Origin of the sequence: Mycobacterium sp. RTGN4 (genome assembly GCF_033804635.1) — a bacterium.
GTDB lineage: Bacteria > Actinomycetota > Actinomycetes > Mycobacteriales > Mycobacteriaceae > Mycobacterium.
Map to the genome: position 1 here is coordinate 411,866 of NZ_JAPZLB010000005.1, position 17,335 is coordinate 429,200.

The window sequence follows — 17,335 nt, forward strand, 5'->3', positions numbered from 1 at the left end:
AGGCAGCAATGACAACGACATTGGTGGTCGGCGCAGACAAGGGCATCGCCCATTCGATCGTGCGGCAACTCCATGTTCGCGGCGACACCGTGATCGCCGCGTGCCTGTTCGACGGCGCGGATCTGGTTGCCGATGGGATCACCGTCGAACCCCACGTCGATGTGACCTCTGGTGAATCGGTCACCGCGCTGGCGCAGCGCCTCACGGCGGCCGGCACCAAACTCGACGTGCTCTACCACATCGCCGGCGTGATGTGGCTCGACGAACTCGGCTCCATCGATTACGACCGGTTCCGCGCGCAGTTCGAGATCAACGCGCTGGGACCGCTGCGCACCGTGGAGGCACTGCGTCACCTGCTGCAGCCCGGCGCCAAGGTGGGCATCGTGTCCAGCCGGGTGGGATCGTTGGGCGACAACACTTCTGGCGGCATGTACGCCTATCGCATCTCCAAGGCGGCCGCCAACATGGTCGGACTCAATCTGCACCACGATCTGTCCAAGGCCGGCGTCAGCGTGTTGATGCTGCACCCGGGAATGGTGGCCACCGACCTGACCAAGGACTTCCCTGGCGAGCACGCCTACATCACCGCCGACCAAGCCGCCGCCGGGTTGATCGCCAACATCGACGGTCTGACTCCCGAGAGTTCGGGCCGGTTCCAACACTCCGACGGCACCTATCTCCAATGGTGACAACGCAATAGCCCTTCCACCCGATCGCACGTCCACTCCTCGACCAGTAAGGATAGGAATCACCGATGATCACCGTCTACGGATACGTCCCCGCGTGGGGGATCCCCGACATCAGCCCGTACGTGACGAAGTTGGTGAACTACATGTCGTTCACCGGAATGGAATTCGAACACAAGACCCAGGATCTGGCCACGCTGGATCAGGACTCCCCACACGGCAAGCTGCCCTACATCGTCGACTCCGACGGGACCAAGGTCGGCGACTCCAACACCATCATCGCCTACTTGAAGACCAAGTACGGCGACCCGCTCGATACGGATCTGAGCAAGCAGGACCGCGCCGTCGGGTTGGCGTTCAACCGGCTCATCGAGGAACACCTGTACTGGAGCGGCATCATTCAGCCGCGCTGGCGTGAAGACGCCGGGTGGGAGATGTACATCCCCTACATCGTGGAGGGCGCCGAGGTCACCCCGGAGATCCGTGAAGGGCTCGACGCGTTCCGGGCCCGGATTCTCACCGAATTCGACGGCCAGGGGATGGGTCGGCGCAGCGCCGAGGTCGTGGCCGAGTTCTTCCGGGCCGACATCGACGCCATCTCCGACTTCCTCGGAGACAAGCCGTACTTCTTGGGCGACGCGCTGCATTCGATCGACGCGTCGGTCTACTCGACGCTGCGCCAAATCGCCGACCAACCGCAGCAGTGGCTGGGCACCGGCTACGTGCAGTCCAAACCCAATCTCGTCGGCTATATGGACCGTATCCGCAAACAGTACGACATCTGAGCGTGCGTAACCCCTTGTTCCGGAGCGTATTTCGATGATCGATCTCTACTACTACACCAGCCCCAACGTTCGCAAAGTACTCATCGCACTCGAGGAACTGGGCCTCGAGTACCGCATCGTGTGGACCGACATCAGCGAGGGCGACCAGTTCGACGCGCAGTACGTCGAGATAAACCCCAACAGCAAGGTCCCCTCCATCGTCGACCACGACGGACCCGGAGGCCAGTCGGTTCCGCTGTTCGAGTCCGGAGCGATCCTGCTCTACCTCGCCGAGAAGACCGGACGCCTGCTCTCGACGGATCCCCTGATCCGGCAAGAGACGCTGTGCTGGCTGTTCTGGCAAGTGGCCAACCAAGGGCCGATGGCCGGCCAGGCCGCGCACTTCGTCTCCCATGCCCCCAAACAGGGCATTGACAATCCATATGCACGCGGTCGCTATCACGCCGAAGTTGCCCGCCTCTACCAGGTCCTCGACGATCGGCTGCGCGACCGCCACTACCTGGCCGGCGACGACTATTCGATCGCCGACATCGCTACCTTTCCCTGGACTCGGGTCGCGGCCGGCCATGGCATCACCATCGCCGACTACCCACACGTAGCTGCCTGGCAAGCCCGGATCTCCACCCGCCCAGCAGCCAAGGCGAAGGTGTCCGATCCACGCGAGGAGAAGGCCCTCCGCCACGACTACAGCCCTGAACAATTCCAGAAACTCTTCCGCCCGGAAGGAAGCACACCGTGAGCATCGCCGTCATCAATCCCGCCACCGGCGAGGTCTTCACCGAGGTCCCCGACACCTCGGCCGCCCAACTCGACGGCGCAGTCGACGCCGCCCGCGACGCCGCCACCGGCTGGGCTGCCACCTCGCTGGCCGACCGGCAGAAGACGGTGCTCGCCCTCGTCGAGCACGTCCGCGCCAACATCGACGAACTGGCCCGTCTAGTCACCCTCGAACAGGGTAAGCCGCTGGCCAAAGCAGCTGGTGAGATCGATTCCGGGCTGCGCGGTCTGGAACGCTACGCCAGCTGGGACATCCCGGTAGAGGTGATCCGCGACGACGACACCGAACTGATCGAGGTACACCGCCCGCCGGTCGGCGTGGTCGGCGCCATCACCGCTTGGAACTATCCGCTGCTGTTGGCGCTATGGAAGATCGGGCCGGCCCTGGTCACCGGAAACACCACCGTCCTCAAGCCCTCACCCCTGACCCCGGTGGCCACCGCGCGCCTGGGCGAGCTGGCTCAAGACGTACTGCCCCCGGGAGTGCTGCAGGTGCTCACCGGCGGCGACGACTTGGGCAAGGCGATCACCACCCACCCGGGCATCAACAAGATCACCTTCACCGGTTCCGAGCGGGCCGGCAAGGCGATAATGTCCGCCGCCGGCGCCACCCTCAAACGCCTCACCCTGGAACTGGGCGGCAACGACCCTGGCATCGTGCTCGACGACGTCGACGTCGCCGCCATCGCCAAGGACCTGTACTGGGCCGGGTTGTCCAACTGCGGGCAGGTCTGCGCCGGCCTCAAACGCCTCTACGTCCCGCTGGCACTCGCACCGCAGATCGAGGAGGCGTTGGCCGAGGTCGCCAAGACCGTCACGGTCGGCAACGGCTTGGACGACGGTGTCGACATGGGTCCGATCCAGAACGCCGCCCAGTTGGCGAAAGTGCAAGGCTACGTGGCCGATGCGGTCTCCCGCGGCGGCGAGGTCTACTTCCGCGGGCACGCCCCGGAGGGGCCCGGCTACTTCCACCCGGTCACCCTGGTGCGCGGGGTCGACGATTCGGTCCCGCTGGTGGCGCAGGAGCAGTTCGGCCCCGTGCTGCCGATCCTGACCTACACCGACCTCGACGACGCGATCGCGCGTGCCAACGACTCCGAGCTCGGCCTGGGTGCCTCGGTGTGGTCGGCGGACGAGGACCGCGCCGTCGAGGTCGCGGGCCAGGTGCAGGCCGGCACGGTCTGGGTCAATCAGCATCCGATGCTGTCCTCGGACGTGCCGTTCGGTGGCATCAAACAATCCGGCCTCGGCGTCGAGCAGTCCCTGCACGGCGTCCTGGAATACACCAACTACCGCGTATTACGCGTCAAGCGATGAAACCCTTTACAGCCCAATTAGATTGGAACGAAGCCGCATGTTACTGAATCGCGACGACTGGTATGACACCTCCCGTGACCTCGATTGGGACTTGAGCTACGTCGACCCTGCCGTGGCCTTCCCGGCCAGCTGGAGCGGCGTGGGCGACATCCCCGAGCAGGCCTGGGATACCTGGGATGAGCCATTTCGAGTGTCCTACCGCGACTACGTCCGCATTCAGCGGGAGAAGGAATCCGGCGTCAAGGCGGTCAGCAGCGCCCTGGTGCGTGCCGGCATCTACGAGAAGCTCGACCCCGCACACGTCGCCGCCTCACACCTGCACATGGGCACCACGTGCATGGTCGAGCACATGGCGGTCACCATGCAAAGCCGGTTCTGCCGGTTCGCGCCCACACCCCGCTGGCGCAACCTCGGAGTGTTCGGGATGCTCGACGAAACCCGCCACACCCAACTGGACCTGCGCTTCTCCCACGACCTGCTCAAGCACGACCCCCGCTTCGACTGGTCGCAGAAGGCCTTTCACACCAATGAGTGGGGCGTGCTGGCGGTGAAGAACTTCTTCGACGATGTGATGCTGAATGCCGATTGCATCGAAGCGTCGTTGGCGACCAGCCTGACCGTGGAGCACGGCTTCACCAACCTGCAGTTCGTCGCCTTGGCCGCCGATGCGATGGCCGCAGGCGACATCAACTGGTCAAACCTGTTGTCCTCCATCCAGACCGACGAGGCCCGCCACGCCCAACTGGGGTTCCCCACCTTGGCGGTGTTGATGGAAAACGACCCGCAACGAGCCCAGCAGGCGCTCGACGTGGCGTTCTGGCGTTCCACCCGGCTGTTCCAGACGCTCACCGGCCCCGCGATGGATTACTACACCCCGCTGGACCAGCGCAAGATGAGCTTCAAGGAGTTCATGCTGGAGTGGATCGTGAATCACCACGAGCGGATCCTGCAGGACTACGGGCTCAAGAAGCCGTGGTATTGGGATCAGTTCTTGCTGTCGCTGGAGAACGGTCATCACGCGATGCACATCGGGACGTGGTTCTGGCGGCCGACTCTGTTTTGGAACCCCAATGCTGGTGTGTCCAAGGATGAACGGGACTGGCTGCGGGAAAAGTATCCCACCTGGGAAGACAATTGGGGGGTGCTGTGGGACGAGATCATCGACAACGTCAACGCCGGCCGTGTGGGGATGACGCTCCCCGAAACCCTGCCGTCGCTGTGCAATTTGACGCAGCTTCCGTTGGGGTCGGCGTTCTCCCGCCACGAACTGGCCGAGCACAGTCTGACCTACAAGGGCCGGCTCTATCAGTTCGACTCGGAGATCTCCAAGTGGTGCTTCGAGCTGGACCCGGAGCGCTACGCCGGACACCACAACTTCGTCGACCGGTTCATTGCCGGGGAGGTCCAACCGCCGGATCTGGTGGGGGCACTTGCCTACATGGGCATGACCCCAGAGGTGTTCGGCGACGACGTCTACGAGTACGCATGGGCCAAGGACTACCTCCCCCCGCCCAACGGCCAGCACGCCGCGGAAAGCCCGGAAAGCCCGGTCCGCGAGCCGGTTTCGCTCTGAGTCCCCTTCAGTCGAGTCAGTAGAGGAGAGTCCGCATGGCCCCTTTTCCGATCACCGGCCGCTTCGTCGGTGATTTCGTTCCCCACCTGGTTGCCATCGATACCGACGACACCTGGGATCAGGTCGCCGTCAAAGTCGCCGTCCACTCGGTGGGACGCCGCGTCGCCGAGCCGGACCCGCATCCTGGCTACGACGTGCTTCTCGACGATCAGGTGCTGCCTGCTGACGCCACGCTCGGTGAGCTGTGCGGCAGTCGGGAAATCCTGCCGCTGCAATGGTTCGACGTCCGATTCCGACAGGGGGCGCCCAGCAATGTCTGACCAGGACGGCGACGGCTTCGTCGACCTGGTGGACGAAGACCAGCTTTGGGACGGCGAAATGGAATCGTTCGACGTCGGCGACGAGGAAGTCCTGCTGGTCAAGGTCGGCGGTCAGGTGTGCGCCTATGACGGGATTTGCCCGCATCAGAGCATCTCGCTGGTCGAAGGCGAACTCGAGGACGGCGTGCTGACCTGCCGCGCTCACGAGTGGCAGTTCGATGCGTTGACCGGCGCGGGTGTCAATCCGCGCGACACCAGCCTAGCCCGACATGACGTTCGCGTCGTGGACGGCGTCATCCAAGTACGCCTGAAGACGCCGGCTACCGCGCGGCCCTGAGATCGAGGAGAACATCAGCTCATGAGCATCATCGACATGGACGTCGCGATGGAGTCCGCCCCGGACCTGGTCGGGCCGGTCATTCGGGCCGGCAACCTAGCCGAAGCGGTGATCGACGCCGTGGAGGAGGACAACCCCGGTTTGGACGTGCTGGTGCTGGACCGCGAGGACTACGTGCGGATCCATACCCTGCGCCAGTGTCGGCTCACCCAGTCCAGTCTCGCCAAGCACCTCGGGCAGCACTACGAGCTGTCCGCGCTGGAGATCGACATGCCCTCGTTCAAGGGCCGCTTGAAGACCCGCACCACCGAATATCTGTGGTTCTACGAAAACCAGGGACAGGAGCAGTCATGACCGAGCAGACAGCGCAACCCCGCAGTCGGACGCGGGGACTCAAGACCTGGAGTGCGTTCGGCAATTTGGGGCGCCGGCCCACCGAGTACGAAGTGCTCACCCACAACATGAACCACACCACCGGCCCCGTTCCGCTGGAGATGGGCCCCGACGTGCACGGCAACGTGTGGCTGCGCACTCACCGCGACTCGATGTCGCTGGTGGTGCCGGACTGGGATGGTTTCCGAGATCCCGACATCATGACCTACGGCAGTTACGTTGCCAGACAGGATGATCAGGAAACCTACGTCGAGGGGCTCTTGGCGCAGTTCGACGGCGGCCGCTGCGATGAGGAGCTCACCGGCGAAGCTTTGGGATTGCTGAGTCACGCGTTCACCCCGACGCGTTACGTAGCGCACTGCCAGCAGATGCTGTCGGCCTACGTGCAGCAGCTGGCGATCAGCAGCTACGTCGGCAACTGCGCGGCCTTCCAGACCGCCGACCAGTTGCGCCGGGTGCAACTGACCGCCTACCGCACCACCCAGCTGGCGCTGACCCATCCCGATCATGGTTTCGGCACCGCGGAGAAGGCGGCGTGGACCCAACACCCCGACTGGCAACCGGTCCGGGCCGCGTTCGAGTGGGCGCTGGTCGAATTCGATTGGGACGCATCGTTCGTCGCCACGAACCTGGTCACCAAGGCCATCGCCGATCAGCTGTTCCTGGTTCAGCTGGGCAGTCAACTGGGTGCGGTCGGCGCGCAGTTGGACGCCCTGATCGTCGAGAACCTCTGGCACGACGCCGAGCGCAGCCGCCGATGGAGCACCGCGCTGGTCGAATTCCTGGGTTCCGCAGATGACGCCAACCTGCCGGTGCTGCAGGGTCACCTCGACACCTGGAGTGATCGCGGACACGCCATGATCGGTGCCGGGGCGCGGCTGGTGGCCTCGCCGTCGGGCGCGGACGCCGCGACGATCGCGACCGCCGTACATCAGGACTGGTCGGGCTGGTTGGCCTCGCTCGGATTGCACGCCGGGTCGTCGTGAACACCGCTACCACGGTGAGCACCGCCATCACGTTCACCGGCCACGACGGTTCCGTGGAGGCGCAACCCGGGGAGACGCTGCTGCGGGCCGGGTTACGCGCCGGGCTACCGCTGCCCTACGAATGCGCAAGCGGGGGATGCGGCAGCTGCCGAGCCCAGCTCGTCGAGGGGACCGTCACCACGCTTTGGGAGGACGCCACCGGACTCAGCGAACGCGATCGACGCCGCGGAAACCGGGTACTGATGTGCCAATCCGTGCCCGATGGGCCGTGCACCCTCAAAGCGCCGCGGGTGTCGATTCCGGAGGGTGTCGACGAGCCGACGCCGCAGCGGTACGCCGCGCGCCTGGCCGGGCGGCAGTTGCTGACGACGGACACGGCTTTGTTCACCATCGCCTTCGACGGACCGCTGCGGTTCCTGCCCGGCCAGTTCGTGCTGCTGGAATCACCGGAGGGGGTGCGGCGGGCATATTCGATGGCCCATCCGGTCCGCGACGCCGGCGCAGCCACCGTCGAGTTCGTGATCCGCGCCAAACCCGGCGGCGCTGCGTCGCAATGGCTGTTTGGCGACATCAGCCTGGGCGAGTCCCTGGTGGCCGAGGGGCCGTATGGGCGAGCCTACGCTCAACCCCACTCGGGCCGCCCGGTGCTGTGCATCGCCGGCGGCACCGGGCTGGCACCGATCCTGGCCATCACCGAACACCTCCTGACCGCATCACGACCGCCTAGCCTGCACCTCTACGTCGGCGCCCGCACCGACACCGACATCGTCCTACTCGAGCGGCTTGCGCGGCTGCACGACATGGGCGCCGAGCTCGCGGTCTCCGTGGAGAATCCCACCTTCAGCGCCGCCGCGCTGAGCCCCGGGAACTTTCCCTTCTCTCCGGTGCGGGTCGGGCGGGTGGTCGATCACGTGGCCGACGACTGGCCTGCCCTCGAGGGGCATGACATCTACCTGGCCGGTCCCGCCGGCATGGTCGACGCCGCGATGCGCGCCCTGGTGCGCGGCGCCGCCGCGCCAGCCGACCGGGTGTTCTTCGACCGATTCATCGCCTGAGCCGGCGCGACCACGAAAGGAACATCGCCATGTTGCTCGACACCCAAGCGTCGCTGCCCACCGACGAGATCTACAACCGCAACTTCATTGACGGGCAATGGGTGTTCCCGGCCGCGCCGTATGAGTACGAGATCCGCAACCCCGCCGACAGCACCATCAGCGCAGTCGTGCCGCTGTCCTCACGCAACGACGTCCGCCGCGCCCTGGCCGCTGCCCGTCAGTCCCAGAACGGACCATGGGCCGACCCGGCACAACGCCACCAGATGCTGGCCAAACTGCTCAATCACCTCGCTGAACTCGCTCCCCAGCTGGCCCGCCTACAAACCACCGAAACCGGGCTCGAGCCCGCCGACTCGGTGGCGACCATCGAGGCCGCACTGCGCCTGGCCCGCACGATCCTGACCCGCACCGTGATCGACCCGCCAGCGCCACAACCCGGGGTAACCGGGCACATCCTGTCCTGGGGCCTGCCGTTCACCGGAATGCTCACCAACGTGTTCAACGCCTGGACCCACGGCGCGTCCGCGGTGGTCAAACCCTCCCTACGCGGTCCACTGACACCAGTGGCGATCGCCCTGGCCGCCAGCCACGTCGGTTTCCCGCCAGGCGCAATCAACGTCGTGCAAGGCACCGGAGTCGACGTCGGTGCAGCCCTGATCGGCTGTCCGGATTTGACTCGGCTCAACGTGCACGGCAACGACGACACCCTCAGCCGCGCCCGCCGCGCCACCCCCCGCACCCAGGTCCCGCTATCCACCCTGTCCGCAGGCGGCAATGCCGCCATCGTGTATCCCTACATCGCCTCCGACCGGATCGCGAGCCTGGCCGTCGACGTCGCCGCAGCAGTCCGCATTCACAACGCAGGTGGCCCCTTTGGCCTGCCGATCGTCGCCCTGCACACCACGGTAGCGACCCAGGTGCTGGAGGCCATCATGGCCGAAGTCACGACCGTCCGGCCAGCGCCCTTGCCCACCGAGCCGCTGCGCCGGCGCGCGATGACCCGGCTGGACATGCTGCGCACTGCCGGGGCACGCGTGCTGGCCGGCGCGACGATTCCCGATGACATCGAACACCGGATGGGGTGGCGCATCCCAGCGACCGTGGTCAACCTCGGAGATGCCCAGCGGGCGGCGCCGCTGCTGCGGTCAGTCGGCGAGCCGCTCGGACCGATCCTCACCGTGGCACATTGGACCACCCATCAGGACCTGGATGCGTTGTTCGCCGCTCCCCGCCACCTCGATGGCTACGCCGGTACCTGGGGTGACAGCTTCGGTGACGAGCGGATCCGGTTCGGTGTGATCACCCGCGAGCAAAACGCGCTGGATGCGGCCCATGGTGGACTGCTGCCTTCGACGTGGATTGGCGAAACCGCGGCCCGCGCGACCGGGGCGCCCTGATGACCACTGCCCCGCTCATCGAGCGGAACCACTTGCCGCGCATTGGCATGGGCATGGATTTCGTGTTCATCAGCGACCCGGCGAGGCCCGCCAACGACTCGTCGGTGGCGCTGATGGAAGCCGCCCAGATCGACGGTCACCGGGCTCGCCAAGCGTTGCGCAGCGCCACGGGCGCCGGCCTAGGGATGGGCGAGCAGGGCGGATACCTCCCCGACGAAGAACCTCGTCGGCGGACACCGCACATTCGCCCAGCGGCGACATTTCCGCAGATGTCCACAGCCGGGGAACTTCATCCCCGGCACGTAACCAAGGAGGAAAACAACAATGGCGATGAAATTCCTATCGGACAAGTGGTGCGCAGCGGCCATGGAGGCCATCAACAACAACGATGCCGTCTACAGAGGGTTCAGGGACCCCAAGACCTTCAACCACAAGATGTACTTCGGGCTTCTCGATAAGCCCGAAGTCATTTCCTACTTCACGTTCGAAGGGGGGAAGCTCACCGAGTGGACCGAGGAAAAGATCCACGGCGACGGCCCGTTTGACTTCGGGCTGCGCGGCAACGTCGACGCCTTCCGCCAGGCCGCCGAGGGCCGCGTCGAGGGCGGCAAGCTGCTCATGGGCGGTCTGCTGAAGGTCACCGACGGTCAAATTGCACTCGCGATCCAGAACGCCGGCGCTTTCAACAACTTCCTGCTTTCATTCGGCCAGGTCGACACCGATTGGGACGTCTGAGCCCTGCGCCGCCCCGGGCGCGCCCTGCGCGCCCGGGCGCGCACCGGTACCCCCCGCCAACCCTTCAAATTACACGGCGGACTTTCTTATGAAGATCGGATCAAGAGATGTCTAGAGACACGGCCGACACGGCCACGTACAAGGTCACGTGCAAGGACGGCGAAGTCGCCAACGGCGCGGCCGGCATCCTGCACATGCTGCTGATGCAGAACTTCGTCAACAAGCCCGACCTGGTGAAGATCGCCCGGAAGATGAAGCGTCCGGTCGCGATCATCAGCACCGATACCGACGAATCGGCCACGCTCGAGTTCACCCGGGACGGGGCCACCATATACAACGGGATCGTCGGCAAGCCCAACGTCGCGGTGCACGCGACGGTCGACCAGATCCTCGACGTGTCGCAGTTGAAGATGAAGGGCGGTGGGCTGCTGCCAGTCGGATTCTTCACCAGGCGTGGCGGCAAGGTGCTGGGTCAGATCGCCGCACACAAGCTCGTGGTCAAGGGCCTGCTGTCGCACACCGTTGCGTCGCTTCGGATGATCGCGCTGCTGTCCGTCGCGGACTAGCTCGATCCGGACGGCCACGGGCCCGCCCCTGCACGGTCCTCGCCATCCTGAACTGGTGAGCTCGACTCCTCGAAGGCATCAATCCCCCCATCGTCAATAAAGTTTGACACTAAGTAGTTGACTCCTAAGTTATTTCTTCCTAATGTTGAGTGGAGCAACTCAACGCCGGGGGTTTGCGTGGCCCATCACTTGTGGCCGCAGAAGGCCATTCAAGCGAAAGGCGCCTGTAGATGAGCGGTTCGATGACCGGAATCAAGATCGTCGATCTGTGCTCGATGAGGTGGGGCCGGGGCGCCGACGTCGTCGCGGTGGAAGTCTCCGCACCACGCCACCGCGATGGCCACGCTGCCAGCTGGCGTGACGGCCTCAGTCAGCAGCGGATTCGTTTCAGGGCGATCACCCGCGAGCAACGCGCGCTCGATGACCCCCACAGCGAACTGGTGCCCGGGGCGTGGACCGGTGACAGTGGCGAACACACGAATGGAGCGCGCACATGAAGACCGTCTCATTGATCGACCCGACCCGGTCCGCGACCGCCGGTAGTGGCCTGGACTTCGTGTTCATCGTGGACCCGCTGAACAGCCTGCAGCCCGCGCACGATTCGTCGGTCGCCTTGATGGAAGCGGCCCAGGCTGCCGGTCACGGCGTGCTCGTCACCGAGACCTCGCAACTGGCCCTCATCGACGGGAAAGCTGTCGCCCGGTGCCGCGACGCGCGGCTGCGCCCAGCGGTGCTCAACGACGGTCGCTGGCTGGCCGACACCGACTGGTACACGGTCTCGGCCGCGCGGATGATCGTCCTCGACGACGTGGCTGCGGTGTTCATGCGTACCGACCCGCCGGTGGACGCCAACTACCTGCGTGCCACTTTCGTCCTCGATCTCGTCGACCCCGCCAGGACCCTGCTCGTCAACTCCCCGGCCGGATTGCGCGACGCCAACGAGAAGATCTTCGCGTTGCGAGTGCCCGAGATGTGCCCGGCCACGCTGCTGTCGGCGTGCCGCGAAGACATCATCGACACCGTGAACCGGTGGGGGACCGCGGTGCTCAAACCCACCGACGGAATGGGTGGACGGGGGATATTGCTGCTGCGCGCCCAGGATCCCAACCTGCGTTCGATTCTGGATACTGCCACCCAGCGTGGCCGCGAGCACGTCATCGTTCAGCAGTACATGTCCGCCGTATCCGAGGAAGGGGACCGGCGGGTGATCCTGCTCAACGGTGAACCTCTCGGTGTGATCCGCCGGATTGCCAGCGGTGACGAGTTCCGCTGCAACATGGCGACCGGGGCACAGGTGCACGCCGATCGCGTCACCGAGCGTGACCACGAGATCTGCCGTGCCCTCGCGCCTGAACTACTGTCCCGCGGCCTGCATTTCGCCGGGATCGACATCATCGCAGGCATGTTGACCGAAGTGAACGTCACCAGCCCCACCGGGATCCGGGAAATCGACGCACTTTGCGGAACTCACTTGGGTGGCGACATCATCGACTGGACGGTGGCCCGCTGCACTAACGGAGCGCCCATCCGATGAGCATTGCTGAACGCGTCGTCGTCGTCGGTGCCGACGCCGCCGGCATGAGTGCCGCACACCAAGCGCTGCGGAGCGCACGAACCAACGGACGCGACATCGACGTCGTCGTCTTGGAGAAGACGCAGGACACCTCCTACTCGGCGTGCGGAATCCCTTATGTACTGGCCGGACTGGTGGAATCCGCTGACGAACTGAGCGCCCGCACCCCGGACAAGCACCGCGCGATGGGCGTCGATCTGCGCCTGGGAGTGACCGCCACCGGGCTGGACATGACCACCCGCACCGTGGCGACCGTCACTGCCGACCGACAAGAGGGCCTCTTACCGTTCGACAAACTGGTCCTGGCCACCGGGGCCGATGCCATCGTGCCGCCTTGGGCGCGCGACACCGATGACCATCTCATCACCGGAGTGCACACCGTCAAGAACCTCGATGACGCGCGCGTCTGGCTGGATCTGCTCGTGCGCCCCGAAACCGCAGCGCGTCCGCGCTGCGCGGTCGTGGTCGGCGGAGGCTACATCGGTGTGGAGATGGCAGAAGCCTTCCTAGCCCGCGGATTTGCCACCACACTGATCACCCGGAGTGCGGTGATGAGCACCCTGGACCCAAAGATGAGTGAGCGGGTCGCCGCCGCGCTCGAGGCGGCCGGCGTCCAGGTGGTTACCGACACCACCGTCGTCGAATTGGTCACCCACCACGGCGAAGTCCGTGCGGTCACCACCGCCGCAGGAAACACCTACCCCGCCGATCTCGTCGCCCTAGGCATAGGGTTGCGGCCCTCCAGCACGTTGGGCGCCGACGCCGGTCTGGCGATCGGCGAACACGGCGGCTACCTCCCCGATGACGAACAGCGCGTCAGCGACGGAGTCTGGGCAGCCGGAGACTGCTGTGAGGTGCTCGACCGGATGCGCGGGAAGAGCGTGTTCTCCCCGCTGGGAACCCACGCCAACAAGCAGGGACGGATCTGCGGATACAACATCGCCGGCGAACGCCGCACCTTCGCCGGTACCTTGGGCACCGCGATCACGCGCTTCAGTCATGGTCACACGCACCTAGAGATCGCCCGGACCGGACTGAGCACCACTGATGCCCTTGCCGTGGGCTTCGAGGCGGAGTCCCTGACCACCGAGGGTGGCACGGCCAGCGGATATATGGCCGAACGCGCCCCCATCGCTACCAATGTCATCGCCGACCGCCGGACCCGACGTCTCCTCGGCGTCCAGGTTGTCGGAGGCGCCCAGGCCGGAAAACGTATCGACACCGCCGCTGCCGCGCTTTGGGGCGAAATGGCCATCGACGATCTTGCCGCGATGGACCTTGCCTACGCTCCGCCGTTCGCGACGGTTTGGGAGGCGCTGCAACTGGCCGCTCGGCGGCTCGCCGATCGCCTCTAGCTGTGGCTGCCGCGCGAGATCCGCAAACAAAGAAAGGCGCACCCGTGTTGATCATGGAGGAACGGCGTGGGCTGACGTACGTCGACGCCACGCTCGCGTATCACTCCGACGAGGGCTTCGCCGAGTCGTTCATCTATACGGACAATCAGGCGCCCTCGGCGCTGCCGCTGTTCTCCGGCCGACCTGATCATCGGGAGGTCCGGGTCTGGAACGGCTGGCCGATCGCCGATCGGTTCTCCCTCGACGTGGAGGGCTTCGCCGTTGCGAGCCTCCCCACGTCGTTTACTGACTGGTTCGATCACGACACGGTCGTCCACGCCTACTATCCCGAGTGCCTTGTCGCGGCCTGCGCGGCAACAGGCGCTTCCCGCGGCGTGATCTTCGATCACAACGTCCGCAGCGGATCGAAGTCGCGAGACGGCTTCTGGAGCCAAACCATTGCCCGGCCCACGCGCGGCGTTCACAACGACTACACCGACCGCTCGGCCCCGACACGGGCTGCCGAAATCCTCGGCACTGCCCCGGCCAACCGCTACGCCTATGTCAACCTCTGGCGTCCCATTCTCGAGCCGCTGCGCGACTCACCGCTGGCGGTCTGCGACGGGCGGACCTTGCGGCGGAACGACGCCTCGCTGACCGAACTGCGGTACGCGGAGCGGTCCGGCTGGACCCACCGATTCCGATACGACCCGCGGCACCATTGGACGTACTTCCCTGAGATGCTCCGTGATGAAGTGCTCTTCCTGAAGTGCTGGGACTCCGCCCGCGACGGCCGGACTCGGTTTTCCGCGCACAGTGCATTCGATGACCCCACGACGCCGGCCGATGCGCCGCCACGGGAAAGCATCGAGGCTCGCGCACTACTCATCTGGGACGAGCCCGCAGAACCGCAGTTGCAGAATTCGGACGCAGACGCCAAATGATCAGACAGCACCTCGGCCCCGCATCGCGTGACCCGGTAACCGTCGCTACGGTGCCTACTTCTTCTTCTTCGGGGCCTGTAGGGCGTCACTGTCATGGTCGGGATGCTCGAAATGTGCGAGCAACGTCTTGAGCAACCGCCGCAGATCTGCATGATCCCCATCGCTCAGGTCGGCCAGCAGCGCGGACTCATGATCCATCAGTTCCGACACCACGGAATCCACCAGCTCCACGCCAGCATCAGTGAGCTCCACGTCTACCCGGCGGCGATCCTTCGTGTGAAAACTTCGTGTGACCAGACCGGCACGCTCCAGCTTGTCCAAGCGCCCCGAGATGCCGCCCGACGTGATCAATGCCGCCTTCGTCAGTTCACCGGCGGTCATCCGGTACGGGCGACCACGGCGGCGCAGCATGGCCAGTACGTCCAGCGTGACGCGGTCGGTGCCCAGCTCGGCCAGTCGCTGAACCCGTTCCTGCTCCAAATACCGCGAGATGCGCCACAGCCGGGTCACGATGCCGATCGAGCTGACGTCCATGTCCGGACGTTCACGCACCCAGTCCTGTTCGATGCGATCCACCCCATCGTCGCGGGCGACGGCGGCCTCCGGAGTCCGCGATGCCGTCGCCGTCACAGGTATCTCCGATAGATCATCTCAGCAGTCTACCGAGGAATAAACAATTAGGTACTAAGAGAACCGCCACGAATGACGAATTCGAACACGCAATTGGGAATGGTCGAGGAATCCACTAGCGGAAAGGATCGGGCGTGTACATCGAAATACGCTACGTCGATGGGTGCCCCCACGTGCAGACGGCGCGAGAGCGTCTCGCAGCTGCGCTCGCAGCAACCGGACTCGTCGGCGCCCGAGTACGGCAGCGGCTGGTCCCCGACGATCATGAAGCCGACGTCCTTCAATTCACCGGCTCACCGACGATCCTGATCGAAGGCGTCGATCCGTTCGCCGATCCAGACGCGCAGGTGGGGCTCTGCTGTCGTCTCTACGGCACGGCGCGTGGCCTTGAGCCGGCGCCGACCATCGAGCAGTTGATCGGGGCCCTCACAATCGCCCCCGAGTCGGCGCCGGCTGCCCGGTCACAGGGCTGAAACACGCGGTCCCGGATGCGGATCGGACGATTCGAACGCCCGTGAGGTAGGTCGACGATTGAGGCGTCGGGGGCAGTGAGTCTTCCCGTTCGACGGATTCGAGAAGCCCGGTTACTCGCAGAGAGAAAGGTTACGAAGCGCTGATGCTTTTGCTGACACCAAGACAGTCAACGTCAAACTGTGACTCCGTCGTGCCGATCCGCGGCCCGGCGCAAAATCGAGTCCCTCGGCCGGGATCGATCACGCGAAATGATCCTTATTGCTCACGGGCATGTCCGTCGTTGCTGGTGATGGACATTGCGCGGCCGCTCGCTACCACGCCGACAACCCTTCCGGCGCTATGGGGCGGCCATCGGCCGATGACAGCGCAAGCCGCCGCGATCAATGTTCAAGGGGCAGCTACGGAGCTGCGCAGCGATAGGTTCCGATATGGCCAATCTTGAACTGGTTCCCAAAGAGCGCGTAGCAGCGCTCGACATCCTCGCCGAGATGGCGGACAAAGCGCCTCGACCTGGTCCCAACGTCTCCAACTGGCCGGGCCTCACGCTCTACCGCTTCACGGCTCCGCAGGCCCGCCAATGGGACGAAGTGCGCTCACTGGCGTTCTGCGTTGTCGCCCAGGGGCGAAAGTCTGTGCGCACCAATGGATTCGAGTACGAGTACGATCCATTCAATTACTTCGTATTCAACTGCGGCATGCAAACCGAAATTGAAATACTCGAAGGCAGCGTCGAGAAGCCGTTCCTGTCGTTAGTGCTGCAGATCGACCCCACCATCGTTCGGCGGGTAAGCGCCGCCATGCGTGAGCGCGAAGCCGCGGTGTTCGCACTGCCAGCGGCGAGACAGGAGCGCGCCGATGCTTACGTTTCTCCGCTGGATCAGAACATGATGGGCGCCATCCTGCGGTTCTTGCGGTCGGTGAACACCGGCGCCGACCGTCGGGTATTGGCACCGATGTACCTGCAGGAGATTGTTTACCGGCTCCTGCAGGCCGAACAGTGTCATCACCTGATCGACAGCGCATCCAGTGAGATCGACGTCAACCCCGTCAGCGCCGCCGTCGACTATGTGCGCGCGCACATGAACCAGCGGGTGACAGTTAACGAGATGGCCGAACGTGTCCGCATGAGTCCCTCAGCATTCGCGCATCATTTCCGCGAGTCGATCGGTGTCAGTCCATACCAGTTCGTCAAGCGTGTGCGCCTCGAACGCGCGCGCGTCCTACTGGTCGAAGAGGGCTTGAGCGTAAGGGAGACAGCGCGCCAGGTGGGCTACTCGAGTCTGTCGCATTTCATCAGTGAGTTCAAACGCCGCTACGGCGTTACTCCGCGCGGCTACGCGGCCATGCAGCGCGGCACCGTGCCGGTCCGAATGTGGCAGCACACCGCATCTCGGTGATCGGTTGTTGGACGGCCGGCCCGGCCGTACGTCGGGCCGATCGGCTTCTGGGGTCA

General features: G+C 65.0%; 20 protein-coding genes. 19 read left to right on the forward strand and 1 reads right to left on the reverse strand.

From position 1 onward, the window contains the following. Positions 1-8 precede the first annotated feature (8 nt). The 17 genes from SLQ30_RS13995 to SLQ30_RS14075 all read left to right on the forward strand — a co-directional run bounded on the left by SLQ30_RS13995 (position 9) and on the right by SLQ30_RS14075 (position 14,778). Positions 9-689, forward strand: coding sequence for an SDR family oxidoreductase (locus SLQ30_RS13995; RefSeq protein ID WP_319446877.1), 681 nt, complete (start codon positions 9-11; stop codon positions 687-689). Between the two features lie 65 nt (positions 690-754). Further along, the gene (locus SLQ30_RS14000) at positions 755-1,471 is read left to right on the forward strand and encodes a glutathione S-transferase C-terminal domain-containing protein (RefSeq protein ID WP_319446878.1); all 717 of its coding nucleotides are present in this window, start codon (positions 755-757) and stop codon (positions 1,469-1,471) included. Positions 1,472-1,505: 34 nt separating this feature from the next. After that, a complete protein-coding gene (locus tag SLQ30_RS14005; protein WP_319446879.1) occupies positions 1,506-2,210 on the forward strand; it encodes a glutathione S-transferase family protein in 705 nt (234 codons plus the stop codon). A gap of 2 nt (positions 2,211-2,212) precedes the next feature. Beyond that, positions 2,213-3,565, forward strand: a complete 1,353-nt coding sequence (gene tadD / locus SLQ30_RS14010; protein WP_319446945.1) for a non-phosphorylative glyceraldehyde 3-phosphate dehydrogenase TadD — start codon at positions 2,213-2,215, stop codon at positions 3,563-3,565. A 37-nt stretch (positions 3,566-3,602) separates the two neighbouring features. Continuing rightward, a complete protein-coding gene (isoA, locus tag SLQ30_RS14015) occupies positions 3,603-5,138 on the forward strand; it encodes an isoprene monooxygenase oxygenase subunit alpha (RefSeq protein ID WP_319446880.1) in 1,536 nt (511 codons plus the stop codon). A gap of 35 nt (positions 5,139-5,173) precedes the next feature. Next, positions 5,174-5,458: a toluene-4-monooxygenase system B family protein gene (locus SLQ30_RS14020; RefSeq protein ID WP_319446881.1), complete on the forward strand. Its 285-nt coding sequence runs from the start codon at positions 5,174-5,176 to the stop codon at positions 5,456-5,458. Then, positions 5,451-5,795 carry a Rieske 2Fe-2S domain-containing protein gene (locus SLQ30_RS14025; protein WP_319446882.1) on the forward strand — a complete coding sequence of 115 codons (345 nt, stop codon included), beginning with the start codon at positions 5,451-5,453 and terminating at the stop codon, positions 5,793-5,795. Before SLQ30_RS14020 ends, SLQ30_RS14025 begins: the two co-directional genes overlap by 8 nt. A 21-nt stretch (positions 5,796-5,816) precedes the next feature. After that, positions 5,817-6,149, forward strand: coding sequence for an isoprene monooxygenase effector protein (gene isoD / locus SLQ30_RS14030; RefSeq protein WP_319446883.1), 333 nt, complete (start codon positions 5,817-5,819; stop codon positions 6,147-6,149). Next, positions 6,146-7,174 (forward strand): toluene hydroxylase, encoded by a 1,029-nt coding sequence (locus SLQ30_RS14035; RefSeq protein WP_319446884.1) that lies wholly within the window; start codon positions 6,146-6,148, stop codon positions 7,172-7,174. The genes isoD and SLQ30_RS14035 overlap by 4 nt, the downstream gene beginning before the upstream one ends. After that, positions 7,171-8,229 carry a 2Fe-2S iron-sulfur cluster binding domain-containing protein gene (locus SLQ30_RS14040; RefSeq protein ID WP_319458318.1) on the forward strand — a complete coding sequence of 353 codons (1,059 nt, stop codon included), beginning with the start codon at positions 7,171-7,173 and terminating at the stop codon, positions 8,227-8,229. The genes SLQ30_RS14035 and SLQ30_RS14040 overlap by 4 nt, the downstream gene beginning before the upstream one ends. A 29-nt stretch (positions 8,230-8,258) precedes the next feature. Continuing rightward, the gene (locus SLQ30_RS14045) at positions 8,259-9,626 is read left to right on the forward strand and encodes an aldehyde dehydrogenase family protein (RefSeq protein WP_319446886.1); all 1,368 of its coding nucleotides are present in this window, start codon (positions 8,259-8,261) and stop codon (positions 9,624-9,626) included. A 366-nt stretch (positions 9,627-9,992) separates the two neighbouring features. Next, positions 9,993-10,361 carry a hypothetical protein gene (locus tag SLQ30_RS14050; RefSeq protein WP_319446887.1) on the forward strand — a complete coding sequence of 123 codons (369 nt, stop codon included), beginning with the start codon at positions 9,993-9,995 and terminating at the stop codon, positions 10,359-10,361. Between the two features lie 107 nt (positions 10,362-10,468). Beyond that, positions 10,469-10,927, forward strand: coding sequence for a hypothetical protein (locus SLQ30_RS14055; RefSeq protein ID WP_319446888.1), 459 nt, complete (start codon positions 10,469-10,471; stop codon positions 10,925-10,927). A gap of 230 nt (positions 10,928-11,157) precedes the next feature. After that, positions 11,158-11,424: a hypothetical protein gene (locus SLQ30_RS14060; protein WP_319446889.1), complete on the forward strand. Its 267-nt coding sequence runs from the start codon at positions 11,158-11,160 to the stop codon at positions 11,422-11,424. Further along, complete coding sequence (gene gshB / locus SLQ30_RS14065; protein WP_319446890.1) at positions 11,421-12,461, forward strand: glutathione synthase; 1,041 nt, start codon at positions 11,421-11,423, stop codon at positions 12,459-12,461. The genes SLQ30_RS14060 and gshB overlap by 4 nt, the downstream gene beginning before the upstream one ends. Continuing rightward, a complete protein-coding gene (locus SLQ30_RS14070; RefSeq protein ID WP_319446891.1) occupies positions 12,458-13,855 on the forward strand; it encodes an FAD-dependent oxidoreductase in 1,398 nt (465 codons plus the stop codon). Before gshB ends, SLQ30_RS14070 begins: the two co-directional genes overlap by 4 nt. 53 nt (positions 13,856-13,908) lie before the next feature. Further along, the gene (locus SLQ30_RS14075; RefSeq protein WP_319446946.1) at positions 13,909-14,778 is read left to right on the forward strand and encodes a CmcJ/NvfI family oxidoreductase; all 870 of its coding nucleotides are present in this window, start codon (positions 13,909-13,911) and stop codon (positions 14,776-14,778) included. Positions 14,779-14,832: 54 nt separating this feature from the next. On the opposite strand, the gene SLQ30_RS14080 is transcribed toward SLQ30_RS14075, so the two are convergent. Then, entirely contained in the window at positions 14,833-15,408 is a 576-nt protein-coding gene (locus SLQ30_RS14080; RefSeq protein WP_319446892.1) for a MarR family winged helix-turn-helix transcriptional regulator, read from the reverse strand. A 134-nt stretch (positions 15,409-15,542) separates the two neighbouring features. Between SLQ30_RS14080 and SLQ30_RS14085 the strand changes: the two genes are divergently transcribed. Next, entirely contained in the window at positions 15,543-15,881 is a 339-nt protein-coding gene (locus SLQ30_RS14085; RefSeq protein ID WP_319446893.1) for a thioredoxin family protein, read from the forward strand. 429 nt (positions 15,882-16,310) lie between these two features. Next, positions 16,311-17,279, forward strand: a complete 969-nt coding sequence (locus SLQ30_RS14090; protein ID WP_319446894.1) for an AraC family transcriptional regulator — start codon at positions 16,311-16,313, stop codon at positions 17,277-17,279. Positions 17,280-17,335: the final 56 nt, after the last annotated feature.